Source organism: Desulfosporosinus sp. Sb-LF (genome assembly GCF_004766055.1).
In the GTDB taxonomy this organism is placed as follows: Bacteria; Bacillota; Desulfitobacteriia; order Desulfitobacteriales; family Desulfitobacteriaceae; genus Desulfosporosinus.
Map to the genome: position 1 here is coordinate 30,051 of NZ_SPQR01000015.1, position 16,032 is coordinate 46,082.

General features: G+C 41.8%; 13 protein-coding genes and 1 pseudogene. 6 read left to right on the forward strand and 8 right to left on the reverse strand.

Translation table 11 applies throughout. From position 1 onward, the window contains the following. The first annotated feature begins 114 nt into the window (after nucleotides 1–114). On the forward strand, nucleotides 115–441 hold the full coding sequence (locus E4K68_RS17500; protein WP_199241820.1) for a YnfA family protein: 327 nt from the start codon (nucleotides 115–117) through the stop codon (nucleotides 439–441). Between the two features lie 176 nt (nucleotides 442–617). Here E4K68_RS17500 and E4K68_RS17505 read toward each other — a convergent pair whose 3' ends face one another. Then, nucleotides 618–836, reverse strand: a complete 219-nt coding sequence (locus E4K68_RS17505) for a hypothetical protein (protein WP_199241818.1) — start codon at nucleotides 834–836, stop codon at nucleotides 618–620. Nucleotides 837–1,013: 177 nt separating this feature from the next. Between E4K68_RS17505 and E4K68_RS17510 the strand changes: the two genes are divergently transcribed. After that, nucleotides 1,014–1,607 carry a phosphatase PAP2 family protein gene (locus tag E4K68_RS17510; RefSeq protein WP_135380208.1) on the forward strand — a complete coding sequence of 198 codons (594 nt, stop codon included), beginning with the start codon at nucleotides 1,014–1,016 and terminating at the stop codon, nucleotides 1,605–1,607. Between the two features lie 83 nt (nucleotides 1,608–1,690). On the opposite strand, the gene E4K68_RS17515 is transcribed toward E4K68_RS17510, so the two are convergent. From E4K68_RS17515 to E4K68_RS17530, 4 genes and pseudogenes are all read right to left on the reverse strand, one after another. Then, nucleotides 1,691–3,142 (reverse strand): metallophosphoesterase, encoded by a 1,452-nt coding sequence (locus tag E4K68_RS17515; RefSeq protein ID WP_135380209.1) that lies wholly within the window; start codon nucleotides 3,140–3,142, stop codon nucleotides 1,691–1,693. Between the two features lie 429 nt (nucleotides 3,143–3,571). After that, nucleotides 3,572–4,396 (reverse strand): annotated as a pseudogene (locus E4K68_RS17520) (HoxN/HupN/NixA family nickel/cobalt transporter); the annotation flags it as partial. Nucleotides 4,397–4,490: 94 nt separating this feature from the next. Next, on the reverse strand, nucleotides 4,491–4,958 hold the full coding sequence (locus E4K68_RS17525; protein ID WP_135380211.1) for a nucleoside deaminase: 468 nt from the start codon (nucleotides 4,956–4,958) through the stop codon (nucleotides 4,491–4,493). Nucleotides 4,959–5,584: 626 nt separating this feature from the next. Further along, entirely contained in the window at nucleotides 5,585–8,020 is a 2,436-nt protein-coding gene (locus E4K68_RS17530) for a DsrE/DsrF/DrsH-like family protein (RefSeq protein ID WP_135380212.1), read from the reverse strand. Nucleotides 8,021–8,407: 387 nt separating this feature from the next. Here E4K68_RS17530 and E4K68_RS17535 point away from each other — a divergent pair, with 387 nt between their 5' ends. From E4K68_RS17535 to E4K68_RS17555, 4 genes are all read left to right on the forward strand, one after another. Beyond that, a complete protein-coding gene (locus E4K68_RS17535; protein WP_135380213.1) occupies nucleotides 8,408–9,250 on the forward strand; it encodes a patatin family protein in 843 nt (280 codons plus the stop codon). Between the two features lie 598 nt (nucleotides 9,251–9,848). After that, on the forward strand, nucleotides 9,849–10,220 hold the full coding sequence (locus E4K68_RS17545; protein ID WP_135380214.1) for a GntR family transcriptional regulator: 372 nt from the start codon (nucleotides 9,849–9,851) through the stop codon (nucleotides 10,218–10,220). Continuing rightward, nucleotides 10,217–10,915, forward strand: coding sequence for an ABC transporter ATP-binding protein (locus E4K68_RS17550; protein WP_135380215.1), 699 nt, complete (start codon nucleotides 10,217–10,219; stop codon nucleotides 10,913–10,915). The genes E4K68_RS17545 and E4K68_RS17550 overlap by 4 nt, the downstream gene beginning before the upstream one ends. After that, nucleotides 10,909–11,709 carry a hypothetical protein gene (locus E4K68_RS17555; RefSeq protein ID WP_135380216.1) on the forward strand — a complete coding sequence of 267 codons (801 nt, stop codon included), beginning with the start codon at nucleotides 10,909–10,911 and terminating at the stop codon, nucleotides 11,707–11,709. The genes E4K68_RS17550 and E4K68_RS17555 overlap by 7 nt, the downstream gene beginning before the upstream one ends. Before the next feature lie 108 nt (nucleotides 11,710–11,817). Here the strand turns inward: E4K68_RS17555 and E4K68_RS17560 are convergent, their stop codons facing one another. From E4K68_RS17560 to E4K68_RS17570, 3 genes are all read right to left on the reverse strand, one after another. Then, a complete protein-coding gene (locus E4K68_RS17560) occupies nucleotides 11,818–14,556 on the reverse strand; it encodes a YhgE/Pip domain-containing protein (protein ID WP_135380217.1) in 2,739 nt (912 codons plus the stop codon). Continuing rightward, nucleotides 14,507–15,196 carry an ATP-binding cassette domain-containing protein gene (locus E4K68_RS17565; RefSeq protein ID WP_158291459.1) on the reverse strand — a complete coding sequence of 230 codons (690 nt, stop codon included), beginning with the start codon at nucleotides 15,194–15,196 and terminating at the stop codon, nucleotides 14,507–14,509. The genes E4K68_RS17560 and E4K68_RS17565 overlap by 50 nt, the downstream gene beginning before the upstream one ends. A 159-nt stretch (nucleotides 15,197–15,355) precedes the next feature. Further along, complete coding sequence (locus E4K68_RS17570) at nucleotides 15,356–15,928, reverse strand: TetR/AcrR family transcriptional regulator (protein ID WP_135380219.1); 573 nt, start codon at nucleotides 15,926–15,928, stop codon at nucleotides 15,356–15,358. Between the last annotated feature and the right edge of the window lie 104 nt (nucleotides 15,929–16,032).

Here is a 16,032-nt window from a genome sequence, read left to right on the forward strand (position 1 = left end):
AGTTCTATTGTCCTGAAAGACTCTAAATTAGTTATAGGGTTCTTTTTAATGTATTATGAATATGGATATCAATATCAATCGCATTTAGAGTTCGTCAAGAGGAGGGGAGTTTTACTGGTTAATGCAATTTTCCTATTTATCCTCGCTGGTTTAGCCGAAATAGGAGGAGGTTATTTAGTATGGCTTTGGCTTAGGGAAGCGCGACCCCTTTGGTATGGATTTATAGGGGGACTAATCCTGGTTCTTTACGGTATAATACCAACCTTGCAAAATTTTCCAAGTTTTGGTAGGACTTATGCGGCTTATGGAGAAGTTTTCATAATATTAGCCGTTTTGTGGGGGTGGGGAGTTGATAAGAAAATTCCCGATACATACGATTGGATAGGAGCATCCATTTGTTTGGTTGGTGTCTCCATAATGTTATGGGCCCCACGCCAGTAATTCTAAATAGTATACACGTTGTAGTAGTAACTCTCCCGTAGAGCTACTACTTTTCATAACCACAGTTATAAGGCTTAATAGAAATGCCCCGCTCACTCAGGCTATGATTATTTAGAGAACCCAATGACCAATTTGATAATTGACGGTATCTCCCAAGATTGCTGCGGAGCCAAGAATTATAAAAGTAAGACAATGTTAAAAGAACCACTAGCAGCAAAGGCACCTACAACAAAAAGCAACGAATCTCCAGGGAGAAATGGTGTAACAACCAACCCCGTTTTAACAAAAACTAGGGCGAAGAGTATCAAATACGTCCACAGGCCATACTTTGAATGACCACGCCTAAATTCTTGTCTAAGTGTAAAAAGAGATCGACCAACACTTATGAAATCCATGATATTTTCTCCGTAAACCCTTATGAATAAACTCTCTAATTATAAAGACGACTTCTAAGGGAAAAGTTCATGGAATTAACAACGAAATTTTTTATGGCGTGCACTTTTTTCGGCATTCCCTCGTCCTATCAATGTAGACAGTTTTTATTATGACAATGACAGGAGGAAAACAACTCAATGAATTCATTCGATCTTTTTGGCTACCATTTAATCAATCAGTGGGCAGGCCATCATCCAGTGTTGGATAAACTGATGGCTTTCTTTGCCCAATATGCTTTAGAGCTTTATGCAGTGTTATTTTTGCTTTCATGGTTTACTTTGCCTAAGTCAGATTCAAATAAGCGGCACGCCCTAGTTGTCGCAGGTTTTTCCGGCGTATTGGCTTTGGCTTTTAATGCGATTATCGGTCAGTTTTTCTTTAGACCTCGCCCCTTTGTAACACTACAAAAAGGAACTTTTGCCCAACTAATTCCCCACTCCCTAGATACTTCATTTCCTAGTGATCATACTTCAGGGAGTTTTGGCTTTGCTGCTGGATCGTGGAGAGAAGCAACCATATGGATAAGATGGACTTTTACGATCTTAGCAATTATTGTTCCTATTGCACGAGTATATACAGGAGTGCATTGGCCTACCGATGTCCTTGCGAGTGTTGTGATTGGTATTGTGAGCGCTAAGATCATGTGGCTTATGAATCATTATTTAAGACCAGTAACAAACCTTGGACTAAGGATTTTCCATTATGCAAAATATGCTAAAGAGGCAGAATAACACGCTAACACGGCATCCGGAAAGACCCCTGACCAATTCACCGAATTATCAGGGGTCTTTCTCTCATTAAGTCGAACTATTACTTATTTATTCCGAACAATTTCTTTGTACTTTAGAATAGAAAGTTTTGCTACCTCATAAATCCAGCGACCTAACTTTTTAAGGAACGGCCACCATTTATTGCGCAATACCCAAAGTATCCAGCCTATAATCAAGACTAGAAATAGGCCAATAGCTAATACAAGCGAAGAATATTCCTTATAGGTTGAACTAAGGAATAACTGTGCCGCAGCCCAATATCTATCGATTATTTGATTAGGCGGAGACGGCAATTCAACTATCTCTAAATAATTCTCATCATCTGTTATATGAACACGGATATAATGGTATTCACTGCCTTGACTTAGGAGTTCAGCCCCAGCACCTCCAGTAATGATGTACCTAACGTTTCCTCTTACAAAACTGAAAAAGCTATGAATGTGCGACAAGAAAACAGTATCAACCTTATACCTAGTCATTAAGTCTTCAAACTTTTTGGCTTCGGCTTTGTCGTTGAATGCATGGTCTATATCACTTGTACCACTTAACTTGTTCATCAATTTTTGCAATACGCCAGTTTTTTGTGATCCGGGATATGTATTCGGCGTAACATTGGCTCGGGGGTCAGTGGGAGGAATATGGGAAACTACGAAAATGCGTTTACCCTGCGCTTTTTGAAGGTCTGCTTCAAGCCAACGATATTGTTCTGGAGAGATGGCCGTTTTTTCTGCCCACCCTCTTGAACTGTCCAAAAAGATAAAGTGATTCTTCAAATAGTCAAAGGAATAGTAAGTAGGGCCAAAAAGCTCTGTATATATTGGCAGACCGTTCTCACGGATATCGTGATTTCCTAAAGTTGTATAGAGTGGAACTTGAAGCTTGGAAACAGTTTCGTAAAAAAGCCTATACCTATTCGGTTCTCCTCCGTAGACGAGATCGCCGTTGTCTACAACAAAGGCAGGTTTAATTGCGTTTACTTGGTCGATGATGTTAGAGAACGTACCATAGCCGTTTCTATTATCCCCTAGCATGATCACTTCAGGATTCTCTTGAGCACTAAGTTCAAATGTGATGGTTTTTGACTGGTTCGCCTGAAGGTCTACCGTAAATGAAATAGTGTGCGGGTCAATAGTCTTAAGATTTCCGATTTGATCACTGGTCTTTATCATAGCAGGGTTCACGTTTTCTAATCTGATGCCATATGACTTTTTCATTCCACTCTTAAATGAAACGATAGGGCTTGGCGAAAGAGACCGAAGCAGTAAACTTTCTTGGTTAGAGTTATCGACGATTTTCCCTTTTACAAACCCGCCCTCGATGCTAACCATATTACCATCCCAGTCATATGTGGAAACAGACGTGTAGGGATCGAAGGACAACGGTAAGGGTACGAAACCCTGTTGTACTTTGAAATTCTTGTAGCTATGTAAGATAAAAGCACTTGTAATCCCTAACCCTATTACAAGCAATATTAGGACCAACCATTTCTTTCGCATTTATCCACCTTCCACGGCTTTACATCTAGGTAATTATAACCACTTTGTGTAACGATTACCCTGAAATTGGGAATGCACCCTTGAACACTAGCGTTTTTCAATCAACAAAAATAGATTAATATCTTTAAATATTAAATTGTTTCTCGGTAACTCAAAACGTTGGCAGGCGTTAAGCGTTTTCTATTAACCGTGCTAGCCCAGCATAACTTATAAAACGTTCTGAGAATAGTTGTTCTATTCTGGAAGTATTTGGGGTTATAGTTCGCATCAGTATTATATTTTTCCTTCATCTCTCGCTATCATCAATGGACTTTAGAGTATGAAAATACGCTTCCTTATAAGTTGGAAGAATGAAATTCAAACGAGAAATAAACGTCCTACCTTTTTGGTTTTGGGCAATTAATTAATTTTAAGTTGTACAGTATTTTGTTAAACATTGTCAAGACGTAACACTTTCCAGAATGCCAGAGATAACCCCCAAGTCAAAACGAAAAGCATCACTAGAATATAACCCATATTTCCAAAGTTTAGGCTTTGAACCCAGTGCCAAAATTCACTGTTCAGACCTAATTTAGCACTGAGTATTTGGGCCAATTCAATAAATCCGATAAATAGTGCAGCTACCACCGATAAACCTGTAACCGATAAATTATAATAAATCTTTCTTAAAGGCGTGGTAAATGCCCAATTATACGCTGTGGTCATAAATATTCTATCGGCGGTATCCATTAGGCTCATACCAGCCGCAAACAGAATAGGTAAACAAAGGATTACAGTAAAAGGTATTGATTGCGTTACGGCGTTAGCCGCGATTGCTAATAAAGCCACCTCCGAAGCGGTATCAAACCCTAAACCAAATAGAAAACCGAGAGGATATACATGCCAACTCTTATTAATAAGGCGATAGATCGGACCAAAAAAGCGAGATAAAAAACCACCGTTTATCAGGTATTTATCTAAGTCTTCAGCCCCACATTCACCTCGCCTTAACTTAGAAAACACCTGGTAAATCTCAAACCAAATATAAAGATTAAATAATCCTATAAGAACAAGAAAGCCACCTGATACACTTGTTCCAATTACACTCCCGATTTCTTTCAACTGCGGTATATTTTTTTCAGCCCATCCCATTGATAAAGCAGTTAGTAACGCCATCACGAAAACGACTGTCGAGTGTCCAAGCGAGAAGAAAAATCCTACCCCTAAAGGATTTTCTTTCTGTTGAACCATTTTGCGAACTGTATTATCAATGGCGAATCACTACCTAATTCTGATGACAATTTTAGATATGCTACATTCGCACGATTTTTAAAATCTCGCTTTTGCTCTATTGTCCAAGGGGATGGAGTTAACCTTTTATATTATGAGAAAAATAGCTAGCCAATACTTGAAGACTTTCATCCCGCAATATTCCCGCTGTCACCTCTGGCTTAAATGACGAGTTTTCAAATACAATTTGGCAGCAATGACTGCCATTTTCTCCTAATAAATTACATAAGTCAATATCACTGACCCCATAAACAAGTCTGCCAAGCTTTGTCCAAACCATTGCACCACAGCACATGAAACATGGCTCACAGCTTGAATACAACGTATATTCATGCAAATCCACAATATGTGTTTCATTGCAAAAATTCCGAATTAATCCAGCTTCAGCGTGAAATGTCGGGTCAGTTGCAGTATATATCTGATTTTCATTTGTATAAACTATTTCGTTATCTTTTACAAGAACCGCCCCAAAAGGTTCATTGCCATGTTCTACCGCTGATACAGCCAATTCTATTGCTTTCTTCATGAAAAATTCATCTGTTCTCATATATATCCTCCTAAAAACCCCCGATTTATCGGGTATTTTATAAATGATTCATAAGCCACATTTTTCTACCAATGCGTCACAATGGCAACATGTATAAACGAAATCTGCATTGTTTAATAACCTCTTGAAAAATATGGGCAATCCTACAAATGCCGTCCAACCTCTGATTGAGGGGGGCTTTACCCTCATTATTTTCGCCACTGTTGTTTGTCAAAGATATTCATTTTGATTTTGTCTCAAAGCAGAAATTACAATTACTAATAATGGAATAATTGTACCAACCACAATGGAGGGAATATCAAAAGGCAGTTATAAAATACATTGAGAGCATTTACGTTAGGGCGGCCTTGAAAACCTATCCAGTAATAGTTCGTATCCTACAATGAAATCGCCCATAGACGTTATCTTATTATATCATTAAATTACAAAAATTGGTTCATATACATCCTGCTTCTTGGCCCTAGTCCATAAAAATGTTCCACTGTTCAGCAAAATTTTAGCATTTTTTCAGCATAGGAAATAGCAAAATTTTAGCACATTATCAGAGATAATATACAATTATTTATTTTGCTAAGGAAGTGCTAAAAAAATGCTGTTTTAACGGCAAACCATTTTCCCCGAGAAATCTAAATGAACAAATTAACATTGGAATCCTCGGCTTCTCCCAAGTAATAGCCAACTCCTCCAATTTTAATGCCGTCAAGTAACTCCTCCTGTTTTAGACCCATTACATCCATTGACATTTGGCAGGCCACTACCTCTACTCCATTGCTCATGGCAGCATGAATTAGCTCTTCGAGAGAAGAAACATTCTTGTCCTTCATGACTTTTCTAATCAGTTTCCCTCCCATACCCAACATATTCATGTTAGACATTTTAAGCCGCCTGCTTCCCCTTGGCATCATCATGCCAAACATTTTATCGATAAAACCTTTTTTAACGCTGAGTTTTTCGTGCTTACGCAAAATATTTAATCCCCAGAAGGTGAAAAACATGGTAACTTTCCTGCCCATTGACGCAGCTCCATTTGCGATTATGAAAGAGGCAATGGCTTTGTCTAAATCTCCGCTAAAGACAACAATTGTCTTATTATCTTTTAATGTAGCTTCTCCCGACTCTTGCTTCACTGAATCCTTTTTAGCATCTTTTCTAATGAAAGCTGTGATAATACCTCCGTCCTTCGAAACGTCTATGAGTTGATTATTGGTTCTTTTACACCAAGCTTTAATATCCTCATAAAAGCCCGGATCCGATGCCGAAATTTTGAGTATTTGGCCCTGCTCCAAATCGTCGATAGCAGCCTTAACTTGCATTAATGGCCCCGGACAGCACAGCCCGCAGGCATCAATGTTTTTATCAAAATCCCCCACCCCACCTGGTCCTAAATTGAATTGCAGATTCACGTCGCTAGACTTTCGAGGATCGAATCCTAGAATCGAGGCAGTTTTATAGCCTCCAGTAACATTGAGTACGCTGTAGCCATTTTGACTCAGTATCCTATCCGCTATATATCCCCTTAAGCCTACTTGGCAGTACTCTACTATTTTTTTATTCCTATCTAACTCGCCCATTCTATCCCTTAAGCTATCCAAAGGAATGTTGATTGAACCCTGTAAGTGTCCATTGTTAAATTCCTCCTCAGTTCGTACATCCAGAAGAATTGAATCCTCAACTTTGGTCCACTCGATGTCTTTCCACGCCACCACATGAGTTCTTCCTGCTAGTACGTTTTGAGCCGAAAAACCGGCCATATTAACAGGGTCTTTTGCTGATGAGAAAGGAGGAGCATAGGCTAGTTCTAATTCAGCTAAGTCGTCCACAGTGCCTTTTAGTCTAATCACTGTAGCAATAACATCAATTCGTTTGTCGACGCCATCGTAACCTATTCCCTGGGCTCCTAGCACTCGGCCTCCATCATCAAAAATTAGTTTTAATGACATCTGTAAGGCTGCAGGGTAATAGGACGCATGAGCCACAGGGTGAACGTATACTATCTGATAAGGGATATTTGCTTTTTGCAGGGTTCTTTCATTTGCCCCTGTACTTGCCGCCGTTAAACTGAAGACTTTAATGATTGATGTTCCTTGAGTGCCCTTATAAATCGAATTCAAGCCTGCAATGTTATCAGCAGCTATTCTTCCTTGCTTATTTGCTGGTCCCGCCAGAGGGATAGCGGTTTTTTGTTGAGTAATAAAGTCGACTACTTCTATTGCATCTCCTACAGCATAAATACCTTTTGCATTGGTCTGCATTCGTTCGTCAACGACTATATGACCTTTAGTCCCTAACACTAATCCCGAGTCTTTTAGGAAGGAGGTTTCAGGCGCTACCCCGATTGCAAGGATGACTAGATCGGCGGCAACCGTCTTTCCACTACTCAACGCGACTTCGATTTGGCTTCCGACCTCATTAAAAGCTTTTACACCATCTCCTAATATGATATCTACGCCATTTTCCACTAATTCCTTTTCGGCTATAACCACCATGTCTGAATCAAAAGGAGCTAGGACATGAGGCGCAGCTTCGACTAAAGTTACTTTCAGACCTCTTTCTATAAGGTTCTCTGCCATTTCGACCCCTACGAAACCTCCACCAATAACTATGGCGCTATTGATGCCCTTTTGATCAATGTAGGATTTTACACTATCTGTGTCCGGAATACTTCTCAATGTAAATATCTTAGAATTGCCTATCCCCGGGATATTTGGGCGAAGTGCTTTGGCTCCTGGTGCCAAAATTAATGAATCATAGGTTTCATCATAAACGCCTTTATCTCTACTTCTGACAGTAACCTTTTTCTTTTCTATGTCGATACCAACAACTTCACTATTAACCCTCACATCGATGTTAAACCTTTCTTTCATTGCCTCAGGAGTCTGTACGAGAAGTTTGTCTCTGTCTTTTATGGTTTCACCAATGTAATACGGAAGGCCGCAGTTGGCAAAAGAAATATATTCATCTCTTTCAAACATTATTATCTGAGCTTTTTCATCAAGTCTTCTGAGTCGTGTAGCAGCGGAGGCGCCCCCTGCTACTCCACCAACAATGAGTACCTTTTTCATCGTAAATATTCCTCCAAAAATGCTAAAATAGTATTAGTGTATAATTTTAAGCTAGTGTGATTTCCGGTCGCCACAAGCCTTTCTACATAACACACACTATTATACCCCCCCAAGGTAATAGGGTCAATGGGAATTGAAACCACACTACAAGGACAAAGTGTTAGGGCCCTCGAATTCCTTCATAATGCTTAAAAATCAAAAACTGTCAGAACTCAACGAGTTTAACAGTCCAATGTTTCAGAAATGACAGCTGGAATCTCCACTGAATACTAGTCCTACCTATGGTTGTATGTTAAAAGTTGCCATGATATAGTTTTAAATGAAAGATGGCTTCATATTATTGCCTACTTCTCTTTTAGGAGAGGATAAAAATAATGGGGTGTTCATGTGGAAAATGTAGGGCTTGTACTCGAAGGCGGAGGTATGAGGGGGCTATATACCTGCGGTGTCTTGGAGTACTTTATGGAAAAAGATTTATATTTCAATTATGTAATAGGAGTATCTGCCGGAGCATGTAATGCTGCTTCGTATATTTCGAGGCAACAGAGGCGAAATGAAAAGGTCATTATCGGGTTCGTTAAGGACTGGCGGTATATGAGTTTAAGAAATTTAATCTTGGGCAAATCATACTTTGGTATGGATTTCATTTTTGATGAAATTCCCAACAAGCATGTTTCATTTGATTTTGAGACCTTTTATAAGTCTCCCGGTGTTTTTTTGGTCGGAGCAACTGATTGTCGATCGGGTAAGCCGATTTATCTGAATAAGGACGATTTAGGTGAGCAGTTCCAAGCTTTAAGGGCGTCCGCTTCTCTGCCAATGATCTCGCCAATTGTGAATTATAGAGGTTATGAACTATTAGATGGTGGACTTTCCGATTCCATACCCATTAGAAAATCCATTCAAGATGGAAATACCAAGAATGTAATTGTTTTAACGAGAAACAAAGGCTATAGAAAGCGTCCCGGGAAATTTAATGTTTTACTAAAACTAAACTATAGAAATTACCCCCTATTAATTGAAACCATGCTAAACCGCTATAAGAATTATAATAAAACCCTGGATTATATTGAAGAACTTGAAAGCGAAGGTAAGGCGATTGTCATAAGACCTACAAAAGAATTGGAGGTCGGTCGATTGGAAAAAGATCCTCAAAAGCTTCGCAAACTGCTTGACCAAGGATATGAGGATACTAAAAGTTCTTATGAAAGAATTATGGAATTTGTCTAATGAAGGAGACTATGATTGTTCAATTAAAGGATAGTCTAAAAAGGGGAACGGGTAAATTTTACCCCGTTCCCCTTTAGGCTATCCTCTTTGAGCGGCCAATTACTTATTTTGGTAAACCAGTTTCTCATTAAACTACTCGATCAGTTTATCTAGTTCTGGTCCCATCTGATGCAACCTACCCTAGTATTCGTCATAATCGTACCATTGGGCATTCGGATCATCCAGCTTATACTCTTTGTTCAATCCAAGTGTAGTTACATGAGGTTATGATCAATGATACATTTCTGCAGAGTCCGGTTCATTGCAAAGTCGTAAAATACCCAAGCTGTCATTGTCATCCTATGGCAATGACAGCTTGGGTATTTTTAACATTATGAACCCAGGTATATGTTTATCTCCAATACTTTCAATTCTAGGTCACCAAAGCCATTATTCAGTAAGGTTGGGCATTGTAATTTGATCATTAGCTTCCTTACCTCGTCCAGCTACCTTTGTGCGATAATTTCGCGTTAGATTACTGTTAATGTACTTGACAATGACTATGAACGATGTATTATTGTGTTAAGTTGTTAATACAATAATACAAGAGGTGAATCAAATGCCATGGAAATTAAAATCTGACAGACCTATTTACACTCAGCTGATTGAACAAATTGAGCTGATGATAGTCTCCGGTGTCTATCCCCCGGGGTCCAAACTGCCTTCGGTACGGGATATGGCTCAAGAGGCCGCAGTAAATCCCAATACCATGCAGAAGGCTCTGGTGAAATTGGAGGAAGATGGTCTCATCATTACACACCGCACAAGCGGTCGATCGATTACGGAGGATACACGTATGATTGAAGGGGCAAAAACCAAATTGGCTCAGGAGCAAATCTCGGAATTCCTGGAAAAAATGCAAATGCTAGGCTTTGAGCAAAAGGATATCTTAACCATTATTAATAACATGGTAAAGGAGATGAAGGAATGAGCACTATTTTAGAATGCAACGGCCTTACAAAAAAGTTTGGAAGCAAAGTAGCCGTATCTTCCGTTGATCTAAAGATAGCGCGCGGGCAAATCGTAGGGCTTCTGGGGCCTAATGGCAGCGGAAAAAGCACCCTCATCAAGCTTGCGAACAAACTCTTGACTCCCACCTGTGGAACTATTCTCATTGGAGGTAAGAAACCCGGCATCGAGACGAAGAGTATTGTATCCTACCTCCCAGAAAGAACTTATTTGAATGATTGGATGCGCGTACACCAAATTATTGATTTCTTCTCCGATTTCTATGATGATTTTAAACCAGAGAAGGCCTTCGACATGCTTAAAAGCCTCAATATCAATGCTAATGACCGACTGAAAACCATGTCCAAGGGAACGAAGGAAAAGGTGCAGTTAATTCTTGTCATGAGCCGTGAAGCAGAACTTTATCTCTTGGATGAGCCTATAGGCGGAGTAGATCCGGCAGCAAGAGATTATATTTTGAAAACTATTCTTAATAATTACAATGAAAATGCAACTGTGATTATCTCGACCCACCTCATTTCAGATATAGAAAATATTTTGGATTATGTGATTTTTATCAATCAAGGCCAAGTAGTTTTGACCTCTTCTGTGGATGATATCCGAGGCGAAAAGGGAAAATCTGTCGATGCTTTATTCAGGGAGGTGTTTAAATGTTAAACAAGCTTTTAAAGTATGAACTAAAAGCTACCGGACGAATCTTTCTACCGTTATTCCTCGCTTTGCTGTTGTTCGCAGGAATCACAAGATTAATTTCTCCTTTAGGTCCAGAGAAATTTGATACTATCGCAATGATTAGCAAGGCCATCTATACCGTTATTATGGTGGGAATGTTCGTTATGACCTTTATTATGATGATTCAACGCTTTCATAAGAATCTGCTTTCCGATGAGGGCTATTTAATGCATACACTACCCGTAAAGCCCTGGAAACACATTGTTAGTAAACTTCTAGTGTCCATGCTCTGGATGGTTACCAGTGTCATCATCGCCATGATTTCCATTCTGATAATCGCTTACAAAAAAGGGGCAGTCACTGAGATCGTCAAAGGATTGGCAACTGCTCATAATAAAGTTATTGAACAATTGGGCGCTTGGGCATACCCTTTGACGTTTGAGATGATTCTGGTAGTTCTTTTATTTCTGGCTTCAGGCATTTTGATCATTTATGCTTCGGTTGCCCTCGGACATCTCTTCAACCGGCATAAAATGTTGGCATCTTTCGGTGCCTTTGTTGGCCTCAATGCTCTTTCCCAAATCTATTTTGGACTGATAAGCTCAAGCTTTAGATCGGCTCATTTTGCCAATATCCATCTCTCTACCATGGGTTTCGTTAGTAGTCAATCAGTAATTCAGCTGGCGATTGGTTTAGGAATCCTTTTTGTCGGACTTCTATGTGCAGCTTACTTCGCCATAACGAATTTCATTTTGAGTAAACGGCTTAATTTGGAATAAAGCAATAATAACCCACGCCATTAACAAGGTAAATAGCCAATGACTCCCGATGCTTCGGGAGTCATTGGCTATTTCTTTTTATATCACCTACTGTGCTCTACGCATTCCTTAAGCTCCAAGTTGCGGTTGCGGATGCAAATCCTTAATCCCTAGCCATTTCGGAGTTAACAGAATCGCGATAAGCAAGGCTCCAACACCAAAGCCGATCAACATCAGCACCGATGTATGAAGCGGGATCTCCGCGCTGCCAGAAATGATCTGACGCAGTGCTGCAATACCATAGGTCATCGGAAGATAGGGGTGAATTGCTTGGAAGAACTTCGGAACTAAAAAGACAGGATACGTTCCCCCACCAGAGGTCAATTGGAGCATCAATAGTACAATCGCTACGAACCGACCGGCCATGTCAAACAGCTCGACCAGCATGAAGATAATGGCTGAGTATGCGAGCGACTGCAAGATGTTAAATCCGTAAAACGCGAGAATGTTTTGTGGCTGAAGTCCTAAGATCGTAATGAGAACAAAGGAAGAAATGATCGCTTGGGCGGAGCCGAACAGGGCTACAGTAAGATACTTCCCAAACAGAATTCTAATCTTCGAGACACCGGATGCTCGCAGGCTATTTTCCTTAAGACCTACGAGGAAAAAGAGCATCAAGGCGCCTACCCAAAGGGATAGCGGTACAAAGTAGGGGGCAAAACCCGTGCCATAATTTTTTACAGGATGGATTTGCGTCTCATCTACCTGAACCGGTTGCCCCATGGCCTTTGATACCGTGTCAGGGTGGTTTGGCAAGTCCTTCTGAAGTTGAGCGACGCCATCCTGAAGCCCGTTGTGGAGGTCGAGGCTTCCCGTCCGTGCTTGACTAAGGCCGTCTGTTAGGGATGCACTTCCGTCATGCAAAGCGACAATCCCCTGGAGTAAGGACTCGGAACCAACAGCTGTCTGGTTCATCCCATCTTCTAAGGACTTCGAACCATCAGCCAAGGTTTTCGCACCGCTCACCAAGTCACCGAGTTTACCGACAAAAGTATTCATGCCATCGCTTAAGTCCTTAAACCCCGACTTCAACTGGTTAAGCCCCTTTTGGAGGGATTGACCACCCTCTACAAGGCCTGGGAAAGCGGACGCTCCATTGACAAGTCCAGAGGAAAGTTCCGAACCTCCAGTCGTCAAATCATGAAGTCCCTCCGTTAAGGTGGAGGAACCTGAATATGCCGCTGCAAGTCCACTTGTCAGATCCGTTGACCCCGATTTCAAGCGAGCCGATCCTGGGACGAGCTGATCCAGCGCATCGTTGCTGCCTTTTAGCAGTTGCTGTAACCCTTGGTCCAGAGTCGTTAACCCAACATTAAGGGCCTTAACTCCACCCCAGATCGTTTGAGGTTTTTGAAGATCATCCTGGGGATTATAGAGACCAGCGTCCACGGCCGCGATGCCACCGGATACCAGGGCTAAACCTGAATCAACCTGACTGGTGATTTGCGCGATCATACCACTCTGCGGAGCGACATTGGCTTGAGCCTTTTGGATCTGATCGATCGCCTCCAAAACAGCTGGATCTGTACTGTTCAACGCTTCCAAACTGGCTAAAGCCGTGGACAGATTACCCTGTGTCGCTTGAAGCACTGGATTAATTTGAGCTAATCCACCACGGGCACTTTGCACCCCCGGCGTCAGTTGCTGACTCAAAGTCGCGTGAAGCTTGAGCACGCCTAGGAGCAAGGAACCCTGTTCACCCGTTGCCTTCACCGCTTGGTCAGTCCCAGCGATCAAGGCAGGAACCCCTTGAGTCGGATGATTGAGCTGACTTTGCATTTGCACTAAACCACCGTTAATTTGTGTGCTTCCGTCTTCTACTTGCAATGATCCATTATAGGCCTTGCTAAGCCCTGCCTTAAGGTCAATTGATCCCTCGTAACCTGACTTTAGGCCATCGTAGAGTTTAGCAGATCCCACGGCTGCATCCTGCAAGGAAGTATTCGCTTGATTGAGGCCTTTGACCAATTCATCTGAGCCGTCAGCTAATTTCACAGAGCCATTATAGGCCTGATTGACCCCATCCTGGACCGTGACGGACCCAGCATGAAGTTGAACGGATCCTTCCTCGAGGTCAGCGTTGCCTTGAGCGACTTTCTGGCTCCCATCTTTCAAGGCCTTCACTCCATCATTGAGCGTTTGACTACCAGAAGCCGCCTCCTGAAGATGCTGAGTAATTTGGCCGCTCCCACCATAGGCTTTGTCAATCCCTTGAGATAACTCCTTCGACCCATCCGTTGCTACTTGCAAATTAATCTTCATGTCATCGAGGTTACCGAACACATTCTCTAAAAAGTTACCAGCGATTTGTCCATTAAGATCCTCTTGTAACTTAGCGATGACTTTGTTACCAATCTGTTCGGCCAAATAATTCTTACTCGGATTAGAATAGTATAAGAGTTTAGCTTTCGGTGCCGCTTGACCCGTTGCGGAATCTTTAGTCGTGTTAAGAATCGATTGCGAAAAATCTTTGGGAATAACGACAGCTAGATCGTACTTGGAGGTGTTTAACCCTGCAAAAGCATCCTCCTGAGTCGTAAATTTCCAGCCGACTGACGAATCGTCCTTAAGTTTAGCGACGAGTTCCTGTCCAGCCTTCACCGTTTGCTCCTGGCGGGCAGCAGGAACATCCTGATTGACAATCGCCACGTGCATACGTTCTAGATGTTCATAAGGATCCCAAAAAGCGTAAAGATAGAGCGAACTATACAGCAGCGGAATCAGCATAATGACAACGGCAGCTAAGGCCGCAAAGCGATTACGCGAGAGCCGTTTCAGCTCCAGACCAACGAGTTGGCTCGGTCGCATGCTGCTCCACCTCCTTTCCCTGAGGAATTAGAATGACCTGATCACATTTGGCTGCAACCTCTTGAGAGCGGGTTGATATTATGATGGTTTTGTCTTGGTTTCTGAGGTCCAGAAAATGGCTCCAGAGAGTCTCTGTCTCTTCGGTTGTCAACCGGTATTCCGGCTCATCGAGTAGAAGAGTCGGCGATTCATTCAGTAGGGCCAGTGCCAGGCTCGCTTGGGCACTGACCAAAGCTGGGAGGTCGTCTGTCAGAACCCTTGCATAACGCTCCAGTCCCAACTCATGGAGTACATCCTTAACCCGGTCTTTCGGCTTACTAACCTTTAATGTCTTGGCCTGCAAGAGAAGATTCTCTTCCAGATTCAGTTTCGATAATAGTGGGCTAAACTGGGGAATGACACCGAGCCCCACCGATTGACGTGCTTTGCGCGGACTTTTAGTCACATGGATCCCATCGACGATGATCTCTCCAGAAGTTGGTTTCATCAGCCCTGCTAGCATAAGCAATAAGGCGGTTTTGCCGCTTCCAGTCGGACCATAGAACGCGGTAAGCTTTCCACCCTTCAGCTCAAGCGTAAAGTTTTCAATCATGGTCTGTTTTTTGTGCTTCAACGTGACATTCTGACAAGTAACCGACATCTCGTGATCCTCCATTTCTTACTTAGTATCTGACACTTTATAATAGGTCACTACATTTAGTTTGACCGGTCAGTCAAATTGATTTTGAAAAAATAACTGCTTCTCTTTAAGCAGTCGACGAGACTATTCATTTAAATAAGAACCCAATTAAAACACAGGTTATGGCATGGAGATTCCCTTCAGCCAATAGTCCTGTATTTCAGCGACCGTCTGTGTGAGATCAACGGGTTTTTCAGAAAGCAAGATATGCAAACTTGCTGCCGCCGTCATTCCAAAAATTGAGCTGGCAAGTAACGTCGGATCCGTCGGCCTGATTTCACCCGCGTCGATTCCCGTATGGATAATCTCCTCCAGAAAGGTTAGGTATGTTTGCAAAACAGCCCGAAATTCTCGCTGGCGATCCTGTTTTCCCCAGACTTCGCTCAGTAAAAGCTTAGCAAATTCCGGATATTCGAAGGACAGTTGCGTCTGAATTTCGATCGTTTTCTTGAGTCTGGCAATCGGTTCCTTAATTTCTGTGATCGCTGCTCGTGCGGTATCAAGAAATTGGTTAACGGCACTTTGAATCATACTTACAAACAGGTCCTCTTTACTTTTATAGCGGTAAAACAGTGTGCCCTTTGCAACCTTAGCCTGTTGGGCAATGTGATCCATTGTCGCACGTTCAAAGCCTTCCGCAGCAAAAATTTGCATGGCAGCCTGAAATATCGCCTTTTCTTTATCAGCCAACATCTCTCGACCCTTCTTACGATTAATCTGACCAGTCAGTACAAAATTAAGTGTATGCCGAATGATGGGTTTCGTCAAGAGGTTCGTAAAAATATTGGGATCCGTGC

Excerpts from the sequence above, each read along its gene's own strand:
- E4K68_RS17505 (WP_199241818.1), bottom strand. The coding sequence starts at position 836 with ATGGATTTCATAAGTGTTGGTCGATCTCTTTTTACACTTAGACAAGAA.
- E4K68_RS17510 (WP_135380208.1), top strand. The coding sequence starts at position 1,014 with ATGAATTCATTCGATCTTTTTGGCTACCATTTAATCAATCAGTGGGCA.
- E4K68_RS17515 (WP_135380209.1), bottom strand. The coding sequence starts at position 3,142 with ATGCGAAAGAAATGGTTGGTCCTAATATTGCTTGTAATAGGGTTAGGG.
- E4K68_RS17525 (WP_135380211.1), bottom strand. The coding sequence starts at position 4,958 with ATGAGAACAGATGAATTTTTCATGAAGAAAGCAATAGAATTGGCTGTA.
- E4K68_RS17530 (WP_135380212.1), bottom strand. The coding sequence starts at position 8,020 with ATGAAAAAGGTACTCATTGTTGGTGGAGTAGCAGGGGGCGCCTCCGCT.
- E4K68_RS17545 (WP_135380214.1), top strand. The coding sequence starts at position 9,849 with ATGCCATGGAAATTAAAATCTGACAGACCTATTTACACTCAGCTGATT.
- E4K68_RS17550 (WP_135380215.1), top strand. The coding sequence starts at position 10,217 with ATGAGCACTATTTTAGAATGCAACGGCCTTACAAAAAAGTTTGGAAGC.
- E4K68_RS17555 (WP_135380216.1), top strand. The coding sequence starts at position 10,909 with ATGTTAAACAAGCTTTTAAAGTATGAACTAAAAGCTACCGGACGAATC.
- E4K68_RS17560 (WP_135380217.1), bottom strand. The coding sequence starts at position 14,556 with ATGCGACCGAGCCAACTCGTTGGTCTGGAGCTGAAACGGCTCTCGCGT.
- E4K68_RS17565 (WP_158291459.1), bottom strand. The coding sequence starts at position 15,196 with ATGTCGGTTACTTGTCAGAATGTCACGTTGAAGCACAAAAAACAGACC.
- E4K68_RS17570 (WP_135380219.1), bottom strand. The coding sequence starts at position 15,928 with ATGTTGGCTGATAAAGAAAAGGCGATATTTCAGGCTGCCATGCAAATT.